This is a genomic window from Streptomyces sp. SLBN-118, assembly GCF_006715635.1.
Classification (GTDB): domain Bacteria; phylum Actinomycetota; class Actinomycetes; order Streptomycetales; family Streptomycetaceae; genus Streptomyces.
In genome coordinates this window covers 3,583,714-3,600,694 of record NZ_VFNP01000002.1, presented here as the reverse complement: position 1 = coordinate 3,600,694, position 16,981 = coordinate 3,583,714, and the positions used below count along the sequence as shown (strand labels likewise).

Genomic DNA, 16,981 nt, shown 5'->3' with positions numbered 1-16,981 from the left:
CGGATGCGTCGATTAGTCTCGTACGCATGGCCGACGCACCGTACAAGCTGATCCTCCTCCGCCACGGCGAGAGCGAATGGAACGCGAAGAACCTGTTCACCGGCTGGGTGGACGTCAACCTGACGGAGAAGGGCGAGAAGGAGGCAGTCCGCGGCGGTGAGCTGCTCAAGGACGCCGGCCTGCTCCCCGACGTACTGCACACCTCGCTCCAGAAGCGCGCCATCCGCACGGCGCAGCTGGCGCTGGAGTCGGCGGACCGCCACTGGATCCCGGTCCACCGCTCCTGGCGGTTGAACGAGCGTCACTACGGCGCGCTGCAGGGCAAGGACAAGGCGCAGACCCTGGCCGAGTTCGGCGAGGAGCAGTTCATGCTCTGGCGCCGCTCGTACGACACCCCGCCGCCGGTTCTCGAGGACGGCACGGAGTTCTCGCAGAGCGACGACCCGCGCTACGCGTCGATCCCCAGCGAGCTGCGTCCGCGCACCGAGTGCCTCAAGGACGTCGTCGAGCGCATGCTGCCGTACTGGTACGACGGCATCGTCCCGGACCTCCTGGCGGGCCGGACGGTCCTGGTCGCCGCGCACGGCAACTCCCTGCGCGGCCTGGTCAAGCACCTCGACGGCATCTCCGACGCGGACATCACGGGCCTGAACATCCCGACCGGCATCCCGCTCTACTACGAGCTGGACGCCGACTTCCAGCCCCTCACCAAGGGCGGACAGTACCTGGACCCGGACGCGGCGGCGGCGGCGATCGAGGCGGTCAAGAACCAGGGCAAGAAGAAGTAACTGCACTCGCGACAAAGCCCTCCACCTGTGGGTTCTCCGCAGGTGGAGGGCTTTGTCTCACGTCTGGGGTGTTATCGGCCTTCATTGGGCTCGAAGGGCTGGCGATCGCTCACTCCGCCGGGGCTCTGGCAGGAGGTGGGGCGTTCGGAGGCCGGTCCGGTGCACTGCCCGCTCTGTCCTGCGCCGTTGCCGCCGTTGGTAGGAGGCTGCGGAGCGGAGAAGGCCTGGGCCGAGGCGCCGAAGATGCCGGCTGCCACGAGTGCCGTCGCCGCGACGACTCGCCCTATTCGTTGCATCATGATGCTCTCCCGTCCTTTCTCTGGTGCCACTTCAGCGCTGCAACTGAAGGTCCGGCCCTCGCGGCGACGGGTATTCCGAGTGGTTCTGCGGGTGCCTCAATGCCGCAAGGTCGGTGGTGCCCATGAGGCAGTCACTGCGCCCAGCGGGGGACTTGAAGCCCGACGGCAGTACTGGGGCATATTTCCGGACTGCCGCATGTATGCGACCGGGCTTCTCGTGAGGCTCGCCCGCTGTCAACCAATTCGGAGCGATTGTTACAAAGGTTGGCGGACTACCAGTAACGGACATGCGAAAGGGCCCCGTCCGCAAGGGAATTCGGAGCCCTTTCACTACACGCGCACGTGAGTAACTCCACGCGTAAGTAACTCCACGCGTAGCTAACCAATCGCCTAGCCGCAGCAGCCACCGCACTGACACGGTCCGCCCGACTGGCAGCCGCAACCACAGCCCGAGCCGCAGCCGCAGGCACCGAGCACGGGCAGGAACACCGCCTCGGCGGGGGTTTCCTGCTGAGCGTCGGTAGTGGGGGATTCGGCCATGGGTCCCTCCTCATGGGCGGACGAGATGTGCCGCCTCTGCCCATTGCATGCCCGCTCCTGCGGGCGCATCAACAGCGCGCGGAGGCACAACGCACCCCGGGAGAGAACTACACGCCCTCGACCTGCGTCGGCGCTTGGAGCTCGTCCGCGTGCTCGCCCGTCACCAGATAGACGACCCGCTTCGCCACCGACACCGCGTGGTCGGCGAAGCGCTCGTAGTAGCGGCCGAGCAGCGTCACGTCCACCGCGGTCTCGATGCCGTGCTTCCAGCGGTCGTCCATCAGGTGCTGGAAGAGCGTGCGGTGCAGCAGGTCCATCTCGTCGTCGTCCGTCTCCAGCTGGAGGGCCAGATCGACGTCCTTGGTGATGATGACCTCCGCCGCCTTGGCCATCAGCCGCTGCGCCAGCTGTCCCATCTCCAGGATGGTCGCGTACAGGTCGTGCGGAACCGCGGAGTCGGGGTAGCGCAGCCGGGCCAGCTTGGCCACATGCTGGGCCAGGTCGCCCGAGCGCTCGAGGTCCGCGCTCATCCGCAGCGAGGTCACCACGATCCGCAGATCCGTCGCGACGGGTTGCTGCCGCGCCAGCAGGGCGATCGCCCGTGCCTCCAGGTCGTGCTGCAGATCGTCGACCTTCTGGTCGGCGGCGATCACGCTCTCGGCGAGTTTGAGATCGGCGTCGAGCATGGCCGTGGTGGCGCGCCCGATCGCCGACCCGACCAGCCGGGCCATCTCGACCAGGCCCTCGCCGATCGAGTCCAGTTCCTCGTGGTACGCGTCCCGCATGGGATGTCCCTCTCTTGATGCGACCGGGGTCCGGGTGGGTCAGGGGGTGTGTGTCGGACCCCCACGCTCCCACGGTCTGTCCGTTACGCGTCGGGAGCCTCCCCCGGAAGTGAATCAGCCCTATCCCCTTGGTGAACTCTGGGCGACGACTGTTCGAGGTGCCACCCGATTGGCTGGGAGCATCTCCCCGGCCACGCATAACCTGGGTGCATGGACGTGAACGCGGCGGTCGCCGCAGCGGCAGCGATCGCCGGGTTGTGCACCGGTGTCATCGCCATGCTGGCGTTCCGCTGGAGCGAACGCGACCAGGCGAGACCCACCCGCACCTCCCTGCACACCGACGCCGTTCTGCCGCCCGGCGTCGACACGGTCCTGTCCGTACTCCGCTCCTCCGCGGTCGTCCTCGACGAGAGCGACTCCGTCGTCAAGGCCAGCTCCGCGGCGTACGCCCTCGGTCTGGTGCGCGGCGGGAAGCTCGCCGTCGAACCGATGCTGCACATGGCCCGCGACACCCGCCGGGACGGCGAGATACGGCAGGTCGAACTGGATCTGCCCCGTCGCGGTACCGGCCGGGGCGAGGCCCTCGCCGTCTCCGCCCGGGTGGCCCCTCTCGGCTCCCGGCTCGTACTGCTGCTCGTCGAGGATCTCACCGAGGCCCGCCGGATAGAAGCGGTACGGCGCGACTTCGTCGCCAACGTCAGCCATGAGCTCAAGACCCCGGTCGGCGCGCTCTCCCTGCTCTCCGAGGCGGTCATGGGCGCCTCGGACGACCCCGAAGCGGTGGAACGCTTCGCCGGCCGCATGCAGATCGAAGCGACCCGGCTCACCAATCTCGTACAGGAGCTCATCGACCTCTCCCGGGTGCAGAACGACGACCCGCTGGAGGACGCCGAACCTGTCCGCGTGGACGAACTGGTCGCCGAGGCCATCGACCGCTCCCGGCACCCCGCGTCCACCAAGCAGATCACGATGGCCGCGGGCGGTACCGCCGACCTGCACATCTGGGGCAATCGCGGCCAGCTCGCCGCGGCACTCGGCAACCTCGTCGAGAACGCCGTCAACTACTCCCCGGCCCGCACCCGGGTCGGGGTAGCCGCACGTCGCGTGTCCGCGCCCGGCGGTGATCTCATCGAGATCGCCGTCACCGACCAGGGCATCGGCATCTCCGAGAAGGACCGTGAGCGGGTCTTCGAGCGGTTCTACCGCGTCGACCCCGCCCGGTCCCGGGCCACCGGGGGCACCGGCCTGGGCCTGGCAATCGTCAAACACGTGGCCGCCTCGCACGGCGGGGAAGTCACGGTATGGAGCTCCGAGGGACAGGGCTCCACTTTCACCCTGCGGCTTCCCGAAGCGGGCGCCGTGCGGGACCGTTCATCCACCGGACCGAATCGCGTCGACGAGGACGACGACCGGCCTTACGACACCGATCCGAACAGCGAAATTCCTGCCCCGGAGGTCCTTCCGTGACCCGAGTGCTCGTCGTCGAGGATGAGGAATCATTCAGCGACGCCCTGTCCTACATGCTCCGCAAGGAGGGCTTCGAGGTCGCCATCGCGACCACGGGGCCCGAGGGTCTCGACGAGTTCGAGCGCAATGGCGCCGACCTCGTCCTCCTCGACCTGATGCTGCCCGGGCTTCCGGGTACCGAGGTCTGCCGCCAGCTGCGCGGCCGCTCGAATGTCCCGGTGATCATGGTCACCGCCAAGGACAGTGAGATCGACAAGGTCGTCGGGCTGGAAATAGGAGCTGACGACTACGTCACCAAGCCCTTTTCCTCGCGGGAACTGGTCGCCCGCATCCGCGCGGTCCTGCGCCGCCGCGGCGAGCCGGAGGAGGTCACCCCGGCGGCCCTGGAGGCCGGCCCGGTCCGGATGGACGTGGACCGCCACGTCGTCACGGTGTCGGGCGGAAAGGTCGACCTCCCGCTGAAGGAGTTCGACCTGCTGGAGATGCTGCTGCGCAACGCGGGCCGGGTGCTGACCCGTATGCAGCTGATCGACCGGGTCTGGGGCGCGGACTACGTGGGCGACACGAAGACGCTGGACGTCCATGTGAAGCGCCTGCGGGCCAAGATCGAGCCTGACCCCGGTGCGCCGCGGTACCTGGTGACGGTGCGTGGCCTGGGCTACAAGTTCGAGCCGTAAACCGGCCCGCGGCCTCAGGCCCGACGGAGTCGGGCGCGAAGCCCGTGGGGGCGCGCCGGTGCCGAGCGGTGCGAGGGGCGCACGAGGGATCCTGTCCGGCCCGCGGCCGGACAGAAGTACGGGGGCGCCCCGCCGGAGAGGATCCGGCGGGGCGCCCCCGTGTCTGTCAGTTGCCCGCGTCCTGGGACGCCGAGGCGGAGTCCGACGCGGTGCCCGGCTCGCCGGACTCGCCGTTGCCCGGCTGGCCCGTGGCCGAGGCCGACGGGGTGCCGGTCGGCGTGCCGGTGGGCTCCGTCGTCGGCTTCGGCAGGGAGCTCGGCCCGTACCCCTCGAAGTAGCTCTTCGCCGGGACGACCACCGACTGCACCTTCACGTCGCCCGTCTCGCTGAAGCGGAAGACGACGTTCTGCACGCCTCCCGCGTTCTTCGACGCCTCCTGGCCCTTCTCGATGACCGCCGCCGCGTTCCCCGCGCCGCCGATGATGATCGAGCCCTGCGCCGGAATCGTGATCGATCCCGAGCCCTTCGCGGCGGACAGCTTCACCGGAGCGCTCAGCCCGTCAAGCGTGATCGCGTCGAGCGTCTGCGCCTGGGAGCCGGTGTTGAAGAGCGTCGCGGACACGACCGCGGGACCTTCCGCCTCCGCCTGCGGCTGAGTGATCACCGTGGCGTTCTGGATCTTGATCGTGTCGACCGTCGTCTCGGCGTTGTCCGGCCGGACTTGGAGGGTCTGCGCGTCTGTGCCCGCACCGCAGGCGGAGAGCGAGGCGATCGAGAACACGATGGCAGTGGCGGCGAGGGCGCCGCGTCGAAGGCTGCGGCTCACGGCGGCGGCATCTCCTTGGACGTACGGACTGGCTACGGACAGGCTGTTGAACTGGCGTGGGAGCGGCATGCAGATCGCTAAGCCCGTGTCAGTTCGCGCTCAGGTTACCGATCGCCTGTGCCCGCCCCGCACCCGACCCGCCCCTTCACCGGCCGTCGGCTCCGCCGCTCCCGGACGCTCCGCACTCCGCACCGCCATCCTGTTCTTTCGTACGCGGCTCTTCGCGCGCCGTTCACATAACCATGTTGATCAATTCCGTGGCCGCCGCACATTCCTTACCGAATACGTCCCGGTGATCAATTCCGGATTCGGTGGCGGATCCGTCCGTACGGGTGGCCGACCGCCGAACGGAGTAGGGGAAGTTCACCACTTGGATTCGGGCAAATCGGGACTTTCGGCCCTCTTGGAGGGGGTTGTGTGGGGTGTAACGTGCGCGTTTCTGTCCGCCCGTGCAGCCGCTCCGACCTGCGAATACCCCCTTCCGGAAGCCGCCCGCAGCACGTTCGTGATGCTGTTGTCAAGCCCCGAGATATGCCCTGACCTGCGAAAACGCCATTCAGAAGAAGCCGTTTCCGTGTTACCCTGGATAGCCACGGAAGGGGTACCTGTCACATGACGTTCAAGGTTGGCGACACCGTGGTCTATCCCCATCACGGGGCCGCGCTGATCGAGGCCATCGAAACTCGCCAGATCAAAGGCGTGGACAAGACCTACTTGGTGCTCAAGGTCGCTCAGGGCGACCTGACGGTTCGCGTGCCGGCGGACAATGCGGAGTTCGTGGGCGTTCGCGATGTGGTCGGTCAGGACGGGCTCGACCGGGTCTTCGAGGTGCTGCGTGCACCGTATGCCGAAGAGCCGACGAACTGGTCTCGCCGCTACAAGGCAAATCTCGAGAAGCTCGCCTCCGGCGATGTCATCAAGGTCGCCGAAGTGGTGCGTGACCTGTGGCGTCGCGAGCGGGAGCGTGGGCTTTCCGCTGGTGAGAAGCGCATGCTCGCCAAGGCGCGCCAGATCCTGGTGAGCGAGCTCGCCCTCGCGGAGAACACCAACGAAGACAAGGCCGAGGCTCTGCTCGACGAGGTCCTCGCGTCCTGACGCACCGGCGTTGGAATCAATAAAGTGCCGCGGTGCCCGCTGACATGCTGTGATGACAGTCCTGTCGCCGGGCGCTGCGGCATGTTCGTCTGCGCCGGTGAATCGCTGCTCGTGAATCACTGTTCGTGGCGCGAATCGCTCGTGTCGCGATCCGCTCGTGAATCCCCGCTCGCCGTACGCACGGCACCCAGCCCCACTGCTTGGTGTGCCGGGCCCGGGCGGCTGGCGCAGACCAGTTGTCACGGAAGGGTCCGGTCAAGGCGTCGCGCCCGGCACGCTGTGGCCATACCCATGTCGGCCAAGGAAACAAACCTGCCGGAGTGCAACCGATGTCAGACCAATCGCTCCCCTTCCGCACCGCAGCGGTGATCCCGGCGGCCGGCCGGGGCGTACGGCTCGGCCCGGGCGCCCCCAAAGCGCTCCGTACGCTGAACGGCACGCCCATGCTCATCCACGCCGTACGAGCCATGGCCGCATCCCGCGCCGTCTCGCTCGTCGTCGTGGTGGCCCCGCCCGACGGTGCCGCGGAAGTGAAGTCCCTCCTCGCCGACCATGCACTTCCGGACAGGACCGACTTCCTGGTCGTCCCCGGCGGCGACACCCGCCAGGAGTCCGTGAAGCTCGGCCTGGACGCGCTGCCGCCCGGCATCGACGCCGTACTGGTCCACGACGCGGCACGGCCGCTGGTGCCCGTGGACACGGTCGACGGGGTGATCGAGGCCGTACGCGACGGAGCTGTGGCCGTCGTGCCCGCGCTGCCCCTCGCCGACACGGTCAAGGAGGTCGAGCCCCGCACGGACGGCTCGCCCGAGCCGGTTCTCGCCACACCCGAGCGGGCCAGGCTGCGCGCCGTACAGACACCGCAGGGCTTCGCCCGGGAGACCCTCGTCCGCGCCCACGAGACCGTGACCGACAACGTCACCGACGACGCGAGCATGGTCGAGCAGCTCGGCGAGCCAGTCGTGGTCGTACCCGGCCACGAGGAGGCGTTCAAGGTGACCCGTCCCCTCGATCTCGTACTCGCCGAGGCGGTTCTCGCCCGCAGGAGGGCCAACGATGGCTTCTAGCACCGTCCCCCGGATCGGCGTCGGCACGGACGTGCACGCCTTCGAGGCGGGGCGCGAGCTGTGGTGCGCCGGACTGCTGTGGGAGGGGGAGGACGGCCTCGCCGGACACTCCGACGGTGACGTCGCCGCCCACGCCGCCTGCGACGCGCTCTTCTCCGCGGCCGGCGTCGGCGACCTCGGCGCCCATTTCGGCACCTCGCGGCCAGAGTGGTCCGGCTCCTCCGGTGTCACGCTGCTCGCCGAGGCGGCCCGGATCGTACGGGCCGAAGGCTTCGAGATCGGCAATGTCGCCATCCAGGTCATCGGCGTGCGCCCGAAGATCGGCAAGCGGCGCGAGGAGGCGCAGAAGACGCTGGGGGCGGCGGTCGGCGCGCCCGTTTCCGTATCGGGCACCACGACCGACGGGCTCGGTCTGACGGGGCGCGCAGAAGGTCTCGCCGCCATCGCCACGGCACTGGTGTTCCGCACGGACGGGTGAAATGCCCGGCACGGATGGCGAGTTGTCGCCGGGAATCCCGGCCTCCGGCCCGGGTTCGGCTCGTGCCGGGCTCGGGCAACGTCACAAACCTGTCCCCTCGTCGCCATAGGGGCGCGGGGCACTGGTACGGGGCCACTACCCTTGATGCGTGACCATTCGCCTGCACGACACCAGCGCCCGGCAGATCCGTGACTTCACCCCGCTCACGCCGGGCTGTGTCTCGATCTACCTGTGTGGCGCGACCGTGCAGGCCGCCCCGCACATCGGGCACATCAGGTCGGGGCTGAATTTCGACATCATGCGCCGCTGGTTCGAGTACCGCGGCTACGAGGTCACGTTCGTGCGCAACGTGACCGACATCGACGACAAGATCATCTGGAAGTCGGCCGAACAGAACCGCCCCTGGTGGTCGATCGGATACGAGAACGAGCGCGCCTTCAACGACGGCTACACCGCCCTCGGCTGCCTGCCGGTCACCTACGAACCGCGCGCCACCGGCCACATCACCGAGATGGTCGAGATGATGCGCGGCCTCATCGAGCGCGGCCATGCCTACGAGGCCGACGGGAACGTCTACTTCGACGTGCGCTCCTTCCCCGGCTACCTGGAGCTGTCCAACCAGAACCTAGACGAGCTGCGCCAGCCGTCCGGCGAGGGCGAGACCGGCAAGCGCGACCAGCGCGACTTCGCCATGTGGAAGGCGGCGAAGCCCGGCGAGCCGAGCTGGGAGACCCCCTGGGGCCGTGGCCGGCCCGGATGGCACCTCGAGTGCTCGGCGATGGCGCACAAGTACCTCGGCGAGACCTTCGACATCCACGGCGGCGGGATCGACCTGATCTTCCCGCACCACGAGAACGAGATCGCCCAGGCCAAGGCCTTCGGCGACGAGTTCGCCAGGTACTGGGTGCACAACGCCTGGGTCACCATGAGCGGCGAGAAGATGTCCAAGTCGCTCGGCAACTCCGTGCTCGTCTCCGAGATGGTCAAGCAGTGGCGTCCCGTCGTGCTGCGCTACTACCTCGGTACGCCGCACTACCGCTCGATGATCGAGTACAGCGAGGAGGCCCTGCGCGAGGCCGAGTCCGCCTTCGCGCGGATCGAGGGCTTCATCCAGCGCGTGGCCGAAAAGGCGGGGGGAGTCGTCGAGCCCGCGCCCGAGGTGCCGCTCGCCTTCGCCGAGGCCATGGACGACGACCTGGGCGTCCCGCAGGCGCTTGCCATCGTCCACACCACGGTCCGCCAGGGCAACTCAGCGCTGGCCGCCGACGACAAGGAAGCCGCCGTCGCCCGCCTCGCCGAGCTGCGCGCCATGCTCGGCGTCCTCGGTCTGGACCCGCTCGACCCGCACTGGGCGGGCGAGGACGACCGCGGCGAAGACCTCCACGGCGTCGTCGACACGCTCGTCCGCGTGGTGCTCCAGCAGCGCGAGGGGGCCCGGGCTCGCAAGGACTGGGCGACCGCCGACGCGATCCGCGACCAGCTGCAGCAGTCAGGCCTCGTCGTCGAGGACGGTCCGGACGGGCCGCGCTGGACGCTGGGACCGCGCTGACCAGTAAAAATGTGCCGCCCGGGCTCCCGGGCGGCACACTTTCTTACGTACGTACGCATTCGAAAGCTTCAGGAAACAGGTAGTCATGGCCGGGAACAGCCAGCGCAGGAACCGCCGCACGTCCAACAAGAAGGGCGCGCAGGTCGGCAGCGGTGGCCAGCGACGCCGCGGACTCGAGGGCAAGGGCCCGACCCCGCCCGCGTCCGCCCGCAAGGGCCACAAGAAGAACCGCATCGCCAACGCCCAGGCCAAGAAGACCGCCGCCCGCCGCCCCGTCGCCCGCCGCGGCGGCAAGGGCACGTCCGAGATGGTCGTCGGCCGTAACCCGGTCTTCGAGGCGCTGCGCGACGGCGTGCCCGCGACGACTCTGTACGTCCAGCAGTTCATCGACAACGACGAGCGGGTGCGCGAGGCGCTCCAGCTCGCCGGGCAGCGCGGCAACATCAACCTCATGGAGGCGCCGCGCCCCGAGCTCGACCGGATGACCAACGGGCTCAACCACCAGGGCCTGGTCCTCCAGGTCCCGCCGTACGAGTACGCGCATCCCGAGGACCTCGCGGCCGCCGCCTTCGACGACGGCGAGGACCCGCTGATCGTCGCGCTCGACGGCGTGACCGACCCGCGGAACCTGGGTGCCGTCGTCCGCTCCGTCTCCGCGTTCGGCGGCCACGGCGTGGTTGTGCCCGAGCGCCGGGCGGCGGGCATGACGGCCGGCGCCTGGAAGACTTCCGCGGGCACCGCGGCCCGTACCCCGGTGGCGCGCGCGACCAACCTGACGCGCGCCCTGGAGTCGTACCAGAAGGCGGGCCTCACCGTCGTCGGCCTGGCCGCGGACGGCGACCACGAGGTCGGCGACCTCGAAGCGCTCGGCGGCCCGCTCGTCATCGTCGTCGGCAGCGAGGGCAAGGGTCTGTCCCGCCTGGTCGGCGAGACCTGCGACTACCTGGTCCGCATCCCGATGCCGGGTGGCGCGGAGTCACTGAACGCGGGCGTTGCGGCGGGTGTGGTGCTGTACGAGGCGGCCAAGCGTCGCGTCTGAGGGTTCACCCCGGCGGCCGGCGCCGGCCGCCCGAAGCCGGGGAGGCCCGCTGATCCCGGCCCGCTCATCCCGGCCGGGGTTCCTGCAGGGCCCCGGCGGGAGCCCAGGCTCAGCCCGTCACACCCGCGAGCCTCGCGCGGCTGAGGACCGCGATGGTGAACGCGTCCATGATCCGGCAGTCGCCCACCATCTCCTCCGCCTGTGCGAAGGACACGGTCAGCGCGCGCCGGATGCCCTCCCCCAGCGCAAGCGCGCCGATGGCGTCGATCCTGGCCGCGTACAGCAGGACACGGTCGCCCATGGCCCCCGAGTCCGGGTGGACCGCACCGAGCGGGATCAGCTCAAGGACACCCGCGCCGATCTCCTCCCGCAGCTCCTTCGCGGCGTTCTCCTCGCTGCCGAGCCCACGGGTGCCGAAACCGCGCGGCACCTCCCACAGCCACGAGCGGGTGGCGTGCCGGAAGTGCTCGACCAGCACCACGTCGCCGTCGAGCAGCGGAAGCACCACACAGCCCGGCTCCGCGGTGGTGCCGATGGAGCGGATGTATGTACCGGTCCTGCCGTCGGGGAACCTGACCGGGTCGCGCAGGACCATGACGTACGGGTCCTCGTACACCACACCCCCGGCCGCCGCGACCGACTCCGGATCGCTCAGGATCTCGATGCCGCCGGGCGGGTTGACGAAGAGCTCGGGGCGCTCGGTGCGCAGCCGGTCGTAGGTGTTCATGAGAGTCCTTCTACGGGGCGTCGGGCATCTGCTGGTCGGCCTGGTTCCTGCTGGGCAGGGCGTCGATTTCCGTGATCCGTTCGCCGTACGCGCCGAGCAGCGTCTCCCAGTCCCGCTTCACACTGCCCAGCCTGAGGGTGGGGAATGTGACGCTGTGTCCGAGGCCGCTGCGCAGCGGGCTGCCGCCGTCGGTGAAGACCAGCCGGACGATCAGGGCGCCCAGGCCCGCGCTCGCCAGCTGGACCGAGCCGGACAGCAACGACACTCCGTCGCCCCCGAGCTGGAGCGAGATGCCTGCCGACTCCAGGACGAGGGCCACCCCGATCTCGCGCTGGAAACCGTTCCCCGAGCGGCCGATCTTGCGCGCCTTGCGCAGCATCTTCGCGTGCAGGTCGGCGATTTCGGAGGTCGCGCCCGTGAAAGCGTCAGGATCGGGGATCCGTCCGTGCGCGAAACCGCCCCGTACGAAGCCGTTGAGCGCGTCGATGTAGGAGCGCCATTCTTCCTCGCGGCGCAGCCTGGTGATGTCGGAAAGGCCGAGGTCCGCATAGGAGTTGGGCCCGTCCACAGCCCGGTGCAGGGCGTCGGCGAAGACGTCGCGCAGCAGCCTGCCGAGCGCCTCCGGGTCGGCCACGGGCGACCGCTCGGCCTCACCGAGTTCCTGAAGGGCGCTGCGTGCCGGGGAATCGGGCGGGGTCAGCGCGATCAGACCGCTGGCCTTGGGCACACCCACGCTGTACAGCAGGTCGATCAGCTGTTTCGCGGGCAGCACGTCCTCCCCCTCCCGGAAGAGCTGCTCATGCGGCTCGGACCCCGGACGGCAGAGGAACTGCTGGTAGACGGCGTTGCGGGTGATGTCCTTGTCCGGGTCCTGCTCGCCCGCCCAGTCGTAGATGTCCTTCAGGACTCCCTCACGCAGCGCCCTGGCGCGATCCTCCGAAATGCCGAGGTCCTTGGCGAGCTGTGGGATCTTCAGGCGGCGCAGTGTGGACAGGCTCGTCGAGAAGTAGTTGCTGACCTTCCCGGTCTCTTCCCTGTTGGTGTCGTCGTCCCAGTCGAAGCGGACACAGGCGGGTTCCGCCTCCTCGGCGAGCAGCCGCCGCCACGACTGCTGTACGTGCTTGTCCTTGCTCCAGGCGTACTCCTCGCCCGGATCCCGTTCCCGGTAGAGGTAGGGCACCAGGGCACGGTCGTTGAGCAGCCGCACGAAGGCCTCGTGCTCGGCCGGTTCGATGCCGGGGCGGTAGTTGCGATAGAGCGCCTCGTTGGTGAGGAGATACGCGCGATTGACCACGAGCGTGCCGCTGTTGACGAGCGAGCGGCGCAGCTCGGCCGATCCGGCGGCAACGGCCTTGGGAGTACTGCCCTTTGTGGCATGAGGGCGCTGCTGTCCGGTCGCGAGATCCGGTGGCAGCCACTGGTTGTCCAGGGCTTGCGCCATCACGGGATAGTCGGTGAGGTCCCCGAAGGTCAGTTGATTGCTTGCCCGTGCGGACTCGACCCGGTCGGTCACTGGTGATCCCCCTCTGAGGCGACGGACTCACATTCTTCTGCCAACCCCGGTGATCGTCACACGAATTGACGCATCAACCACGAACGGGCCACGTTCGCCGCAATGACCTAGTAGTGCTTCGTTAGGTTGCGCCTGGTGGGTGACCGTCTGTCTGGGCCGGGGTCGGTAAGTCTCGGTGGCAGGTGGGGCATGCGCCGGTCCAGCACAGCAGGAGGTCCTGCAGGGTCTGGAGGACTTGGTAGAAGGTCAGGCCGGCGCTTGGGCTTTTGGGTCCAGGCGCCGGAGGGTGAGGAAGGCGTGGGCGGCGGTGACGAGGGTGACGTGGTGGTGCCAGCCGCGCCAGGTGCGGCCTTCGAAGTGGTCCAGGCCCAGCCCGTGCTTGAGTTCGCGGTAGTCGTGTTCGATCCGCCAGCGGATCTTCGCCATGCGGACCAGGTGTCGCAGCGCGGTGTCGGCGGGGAGGCTGGTCAGCCAGTAGTCAGTGGGCTCATCCTGGTGCGGCGGCCATTCGGCGATCAGGGTCTCGGCGGGCAGAACGCCGTCCCACCCGGCACGGCCACCGGCTTCCTCCCGCGCTGCCTTCGTCGCCGCGACACCGGCCGGGCGGACCTCCAGCACGATGAACCGGCTGGTCATCGCGCCTCTGCTGCCCTGGCGCCAGGTGCAACGCCGCAGCCGACGCCGCCCGGCGGTCGTGACCAGGTCTTTCAGGGAGCGGGCCGGCTCGCGGTAACGGGGCAGCCGTGGGGCGCCCATCCGCCCTTCTCGTTCCGGCGCGATGGGCACGGCCTGCCCGGGGTGAGCGCTGATGTCACCGCGAACCGCCACGGCGTAGTCCAGGCCGCGATCGGCCAGCCCGGCACGGAAGGCATGCATCTGGCCGTATCCGGCATCAGCCACCACGACCCGGCCGGGCAGCCCCCACCCGAGCGCCTCATCAATCGCGTCCAGGGCCAGACGCCACTTCTCCCGGTGCCCAACCTCCGCGGGCACCCCTGCCTTCGCGCGACGCCCATCGGCCGGATCAGCCCACTCGGCGGGCAGGAACAGCCGCCAGTTCAGCGGCACGGAGGCGGCGTCGGTGACCGCGTGCAGGCTCACTCCCACCTGGCACAGCGACTTCTTGCCCAAAGCCCCGCACCACTGGCGGGCCGCCCCCGCCGACTGGTCTCCCGCCTTGGGGAAGGAGGTGTCGTCGATCACCCACGCCTCCGGAGAGATCTCCGAGGCCACCTTCGTCGCAACGGACCGCAGCACCGGAACGTGGTCCCACGTCGACTGGCTGACGAACTGCTGCAACGCCTGCATGTTGCCGTCCGGCAGCCGCTCGGCCATCGGCTGGATCGACTTGCGCCGCCCGTCCAGCATCAGCCCACGCAAGTAACAGTCCCCCCACCCGCGCTGATCCTTTCGCTTCAACGACGCGAACGCCTCGGCAACGAACTCGCCAAGGTTCTCCCGCAGTTCCTCGATCTCCCCAAGATCCACGACCAGCAGCATGCACCACCACACGCCACCCGATCAAACCAACCTAACGATGCACTACTAGACGGGGAGGCCTTGACGGGTCTCGGACAGATAGGGCCCTCCGGGGCAGTGTCCTAACGACAGGTCACTCGGTTAGATGAGTGTGGACACCAGAACGCCCCGGCCCGGGTTCGATGATCAACCTGCGCTGAGCATGGTCAAGGTGGACTGCGATCCCGCGCAGGTCATCGTGAACCACGCCAGCTTCCGGGTGCGGCTCGCCCAGAGCCCGCGCCCCGCACGTGCCCTGGCGGACACCGCACGGATCCCCGTCGTCGGCGGAGCCGGTGCGGCGGTGCGGCGGCGGGCGCCCGTTGTGTGGAGCGGCAGGTCGGCGCCGGGGGACGCCGGCGCGACCGGTCTGCTCCAGGCCGTGCGCAACTCCACCGCGGAGCGCGACACCTTCGGCACCGACACCTTCGACAGTCCCGCCTACGACTCCGGCGGCTTCGACGGTGGAGCGTTCGTCTCCGGCGCGACGCAGGTCATCCCGCGGATCGACCGCGCCGCCGGCCGCGCCACCGGGACCGCGTACCCGCCCGTCGCGGGCGGAGCGGAGTCCGGTGGCCCGGACAGGCCGCTGCTGCCCCCCATGCGACAGGCCGCCGGCGCGTACGACTCGTATCACCCCTACGGCCAGGAGCCGTACGGGGACGAGGAATTCGTGACCGGCAGCGACGGCGAGGGCTCCGTACAGCGGCACGGCGCGGACGCCGTGCGGCACGCCTACTACCCCGGGCGGCGCATGAACCTCGGCGTGGTCCTGCTGCCCATGCGGGTGTTCCTCGGCTTCATCTCCATCTACGCCGGAATGGGCAAGCTCTGCGACCCCGTCTACTTCGACGGCGGCGAACGCGGCTCGATGGTGAAGTGGCTCAACTCCCTGCATCCGTGGGGACTTGCCGAACCGCTGCGCGACTTCGCGCTGTCGCACCCGGTCGGAGCGGGCCTCACCGTCGCCTTCCTCCAGGTCGTCGTCGGCGTCCTCACCGTGCTGGGACTCTGGCAGCGGGTCGCGGCCGTCATCGGCGCACTGCTGTCGGCGGCGCTGATCCTCACCGTGAGCTGGAAGACCGTTCCGGCGTACGACGCGCCCGACATCACCTACCTCGCCGCATGGTCCCCCCTGATCATCGCGGGCGCCCCGGTCTACTCCGTCGACGGACGGCTCGCCGGAGAGGCCTGGCGCAAGCTCGGGCCGCGCTCCGAACTGTGGGAACTGCGCCGGCGCGTACTGCGACGCGGCACGGTCGTCGCCTCCGTCGTGGTCGGCCTCACCCTCCTGATCGGCTCCGTGCTCGGCGGGGCGGTGCGCTCCTCGGACATGGTGACCGTGCCGGGGCCCAACCAGGACCCGACCAACCACCTCCCCGGATCCCCCCTGCCGCAGGAGCCCAGCGGCGACCGCAGTTCCTCCGGCACACGCGGCGAAAGCGGCACACCGACACCGTCCGAGAGCAGCACCCCCGAGGCCGAGAAGGCGACCCCCTCCAAGGAGACGGTGCGCGAGACCGGCACGATCGGCGACCGGCCGAGCCAGACGCAGGGCACGGGACAGCAGCCGCCCGGACAGTCCGAGCCCGTGCAGCCGCCGTCCAGCAGCTCCGGTCCCTCGTCCAGCGGCGGTACCGGCAGTGGCGGAGGCGCCGGTGGCGGCGGGGACGGCTCCGGTGGAGGCAGCGGCACCTCCGGCGGCTCCGGCAGCGACGGCACCTCGGGCGGCTCGGGCGGCGGCCGGGTGATCGGCGGAATCCTCGGCTGAGTCCGCGCGGCAGCGTCCGCGGAGTCCGGCCGGCCGGGTCCGCGTACGACCGAAGGGGCGGCCACCGTGACTACGGTGGCCGCCCCTTCGGTTATGGATCCGTCAACGCGACTGAGCGGCGAGCTCCTTGGCGGCCTCGGTCAGATCCTTGGCGGTGTCGATCGCCCGCCAGTACGCGCCCTGAGGCAGCGGGAAACCCGCCAGACGGCGCTCACGCGCGAGACGGGGGAAGGTGGTGCGCTCATGGTCGCCCTTGTCGGGCAGCAGGTCCGTGAAGGCCGCTGAGAAGACGTACACGCCCGCGTTGATGAGATACGGCGACGGCGGGGACTCGACGAAGTCCGTGATGTGGCCGAAGGTGTCCGTCTCGACCGCGCCCCAGGGGATCCGGGGGCGGGCCAGAGCGAGCGTGGCGATGGCGTCGCGCTCGCCGTGGAACGCGGCCATCTCGCGCAGCGAGAAGCGGGTCCAGATGTCGCCGTTGGTGGCGTACCAGGGCTCGTCCGGATGCGGGAGACGGGCGGCGGCGTACTTGAGGCCGCCGCCCCGGCCCAGCGGCTCCGACTCGACGACCGTGGTCACCCGCAGCGGCAGATCGGCGCTCTCCAGCCACTCCTGGAGTACCTCGGCGAGATGACCGCAGGAGACGACGGCGTCCGTGACGCCCTCGGCGGCCAGCCAGGCAAGCTGATGGCCGATGATCGGGGTCCCGGTCCCCGGGATCTCGACCATCGGCTTGGGGCGGTCATCGGTGTACGGGCGCAGCCGCGAGCCCTGGCCGCCCGCCAGGACCACGGCCTGCGTCGGATACGAAGGCGTATGCATGCCGTGAACGATATGCG

Annotated in this window: 16 protein-coding genes; 9 read left to right on the top strand and 7 right to left on the bottom strand. The window is 69.6% G+C overall.

Annotated features, from left to right (window positions below; genetic code table 11):
• The first annotated feature begins 26 nt into the window (after window positions 1–26).
• Entirely contained in the window at window positions 27–788 is a 762-nt protein-coding gene (locus tag FBY35_RS34940; protein WP_142217888.1) for a phosphoglyceromutase, read from the top strand.
• Window positions 789–859: 71 nt separating this feature from the next.
• On the opposite strand, the gene FBY35_RS34935 is transcribed toward FBY35_RS34940, so the two are convergent.
• The gene (locus tag FBY35_RS34935; protein WP_142217887.1) at window positions 860–1,087 is read right to left on the bottom strand and encodes a hypothetical protein; all 228 of its coding nucleotides are present in this window, start codon (window positions 1,085–1,087) and stop codon (window positions 860–862) included.
• A 647-nt stretch (window positions 1,088–1,734) separates the two neighbouring features.
• Window positions 1,735–2,412, bottom strand: a complete 678-nt coding sequence (phoU, locus tag FBY35_RS34930; protein ID WP_142217886.1) for a phosphate signaling complex protein PhoU — start codon at window positions 2,410–2,412, stop codon at window positions 1,735–1,737.
• A gap of 210 nt (window positions 2,413–2,622) precedes the next feature.
• On the opposite strand from phoU, the gene FBY35_RS34925 reads away from it, so the two are divergent.
• Window positions 2,623–3,879, top strand: coding sequence for a cell wall metabolism sensor histidine kinase WalK (locus FBY35_RS34925; protein ID WP_142217885.1), 1,257 nt, complete (start codon window positions 2,623–2,625; stop codon window positions 3,877–3,879).
• Window positions 3,876–4,556: a response regulator transcription factor gene (locus tag FBY35_RS34920; protein WP_142217884.1), complete on the top strand. Its 681-nt coding sequence runs from the start codon at window positions 3,876–3,878 to the stop codon at window positions 4,554–4,556. Before FBY35_RS34925 ends, FBY35_RS34920 begins: the two co-directional genes overlap by 4 nt.
• A 166-nt stretch (window positions 4,557–4,722) precedes the next feature.
• Here the strand turns inward: FBY35_RS34920 and FBY35_RS34915 are convergent, their stop codons facing one another.
• The gene (locus tag FBY35_RS34915) at window positions 4,723–5,382 is read right to left on the bottom strand and encodes a DUF461 domain-containing protein (RefSeq protein ID WP_142217883.1); all 660 of its coding nucleotides are present in this window, start codon (window positions 5,380–5,382) and stop codon (window positions 4,723–4,725) included.
• Between the two features lie 612 nt (window positions 5,383–5,994).
• Between FBY35_RS34915 and FBY35_RS34905 the strand changes: the two genes are divergently transcribed.
• The 5 genes from FBY35_RS34905 (at window position 5,995) to rlmB (ending at window position 10,610) form a co-directional block, all read left to right on the top strand.
• A complete protein-coding gene (locus FBY35_RS34905; RefSeq protein WP_003953493.1) occupies window positions 5,995–6,477 on the top strand; it encodes a CarD family transcriptional regulator in 483 nt (160 codons plus the stop codon).
• A 329-nt stretch (window positions 6,478–6,806) separates the two neighbouring features.
• Entirely contained in the window at window positions 6,807–7,544 is a 738-nt protein-coding gene (gene ispD, locus FBY35_RS34900) for a 2-C-methyl-D-erythritol 4-phosphate cytidylyltransferase (RefSeq protein WP_142217881.1), read from the top strand.
• Window positions 7,534–8,022 carry a 2-C-methyl-D-erythritol 2,4-cyclodiphosphate synthase gene (ispF, locus tag FBY35_RS34895; protein ID WP_142217880.1) on the top strand — a complete coding sequence of 163 codons (489 nt, stop codon included), beginning with the start codon at window positions 7,534–7,536 and terminating at the stop codon, window positions 8,020–8,022. Before ispD ends, ispF begins: the two co-directional genes overlap by 11 nt.
• 148 nt (window positions 8,023–8,170) lie before the next feature.
• A complete protein-coding gene (gene cysS / locus FBY35_RS34890) occupies window positions 8,171–9,571 on the top strand; it encodes a cysteine--tRNA ligase (RefSeq protein WP_142217879.1) in 1,401 nt (466 codons plus the stop codon).
• A gap of 85 nt (window positions 9,572–9,656) precedes the next feature.
• Window positions 9,657–10,610 (top strand): 23S rRNA (guanosine(2251)-2'-O)-methyltransferase RlmB, encoded by a 954-nt coding sequence (rlmB, locus tag FBY35_RS34885; RefSeq protein ID WP_142217878.1) that lies wholly within the window; start codon window positions 9,657–9,659, stop codon window positions 10,608–10,610.
• Window positions 10,611–10,719: 109 nt separating this feature from the next.
• On the opposite strand, the gene FBY35_RS34880 is transcribed toward rlmB, so the two are convergent.
• The 3 genes from FBY35_RS34880 to FBY35_RS34865 form a co-directional block, all read right to left on the bottom strand.
• Window positions 10,720–11,337: an NUDIX hydrolase gene (locus tag FBY35_RS34880; RefSeq protein WP_142217877.1), complete on the bottom strand. Its 618-nt coding sequence runs from the start codon at window positions 11,335–11,337 to the stop codon at window positions 10,720–10,722.
• Window positions 11,338–11,347: 10 nt separating this feature from the next.
• Complete coding sequence (locus tag FBY35_RS34875; protein WP_142217876.1) at window positions 11,348–12,850, bottom strand: hypothetical protein; 1,503 nt, start codon at window positions 12,848–12,850, stop codon at window positions 11,348–11,350.
• Window positions 12,851–13,096: 246 nt separating this feature from the next.
• Window positions 13,097–14,338, bottom strand: coding sequence for an IS701 family transposase (locus tag FBY35_RS34865; RefSeq protein ID WP_399208371.1), 1,242 nt, complete (start codon window positions 14,336–14,338; stop codon window positions 13,097–13,099).
• Between the two features lie 193 nt (window positions 14,339–14,531).
• On the opposite strand from FBY35_RS34865, the gene FBY35_RS34860 reads away from it, so the two are divergent.
• Complete coding sequence (locus FBY35_RS34860; RefSeq protein ID WP_142217875.1) at window positions 14,532–16,139, top strand: DoxX family membrane protein; 1,608 nt, start codon at window positions 14,532–14,534, stop codon at window positions 16,137–16,139.
• Window positions 16,140–16,241: 102 nt separating this feature from the next.
• Here the strand turns inward: FBY35_RS34860 and FBY35_RS34855 are convergent, their stop codons facing one another.
• Window positions 16,242–16,964 carry a nucleotidyltransferase family protein gene (locus FBY35_RS34855; protein ID WP_142217874.1) on the bottom strand — a complete coding sequence of 241 codons (723 nt, stop codon included), beginning with the start codon at window positions 16,962–16,964 and terminating at the stop codon, window positions 16,242–16,244.
• Between the last annotated feature and the right edge of the window lie 17 nt (window positions 16,965–16,981).

Bases quoted from the DNA above. Each gene is read 5' to 3' on its own strand.
- phoU (WP_142217886.1), bottom strand. From the start codon at position 2,412: ATGCGGGACGCGTACCACGAGGAACTGGACTCGATCGGCGAGGGCCTG.
- FBY35_RS34855 (WP_142217874.1), bottom strand. From the start codon at position 16,964: ATGCATACGCCTTCGTATCCGACGCAGGCCGTGGTCCTGGCGGGCGGC.
- FBY35_RS34860 (WP_142217875.1), top strand. From the start codon at position 14,532: ATGGTCAAGGTGGACTGCGATCCCGCGCAGGTCATCGTGAACCACGCC.
- ispF (WP_142217880.1), top strand. From the start codon at position 7,534: ATGGCTTCTAGCACCGTCCCCCGGATCGGCGTCGGCACGGACGTGCAC.
- FBY35_RS34940 (WP_142217888.1), top strand. From the start codon at position 27: ATGGCCGACGCACCGTACAAGCTGATCCTCCTCCGCCACGGCGAGAGC.
- FBY35_RS34905 (WP_003953493.1), top strand. From the start codon at position 5,995: ATGACGTTCAAGGTTGGCGACACCGTGGTCTATCCCCATCACGGGGCC.
- FBY35_RS34880 (WP_142217877.1), bottom strand. From the start codon at position 11,337: ATGAACACCTACGACCGGCTGCGCACCGAGCGCCCCGAGCTCTTCGTC.
- ispD (WP_142217881.1), top strand. From the start codon at position 6,807: ATGTCAGACCAATCGCTCCCCTTCCGCACCGCAGCGGTGATCCCGGCG.
- rlmB (WP_142217878.1), top strand. From the start codon at position 9,657: ATGGCCGGGAACAGCCAGCGCAGGAACCGCCGCACGTCCAACAAGAAG.
- FBY35_RS34935 (WP_142217887.1), bottom strand. From the start codon at position 1,087: ATGATGCAACGAATAGGGCGAGTCGTCGCGGCGACGGCACTCGTGGCA.
- FBY35_RS34925 (WP_142217885.1), top strand. From the start codon at position 2,623: ATGGACGTGAACGCGGCGGTCGCCGCAGCGGCAGCGATCGCCGGGTTG.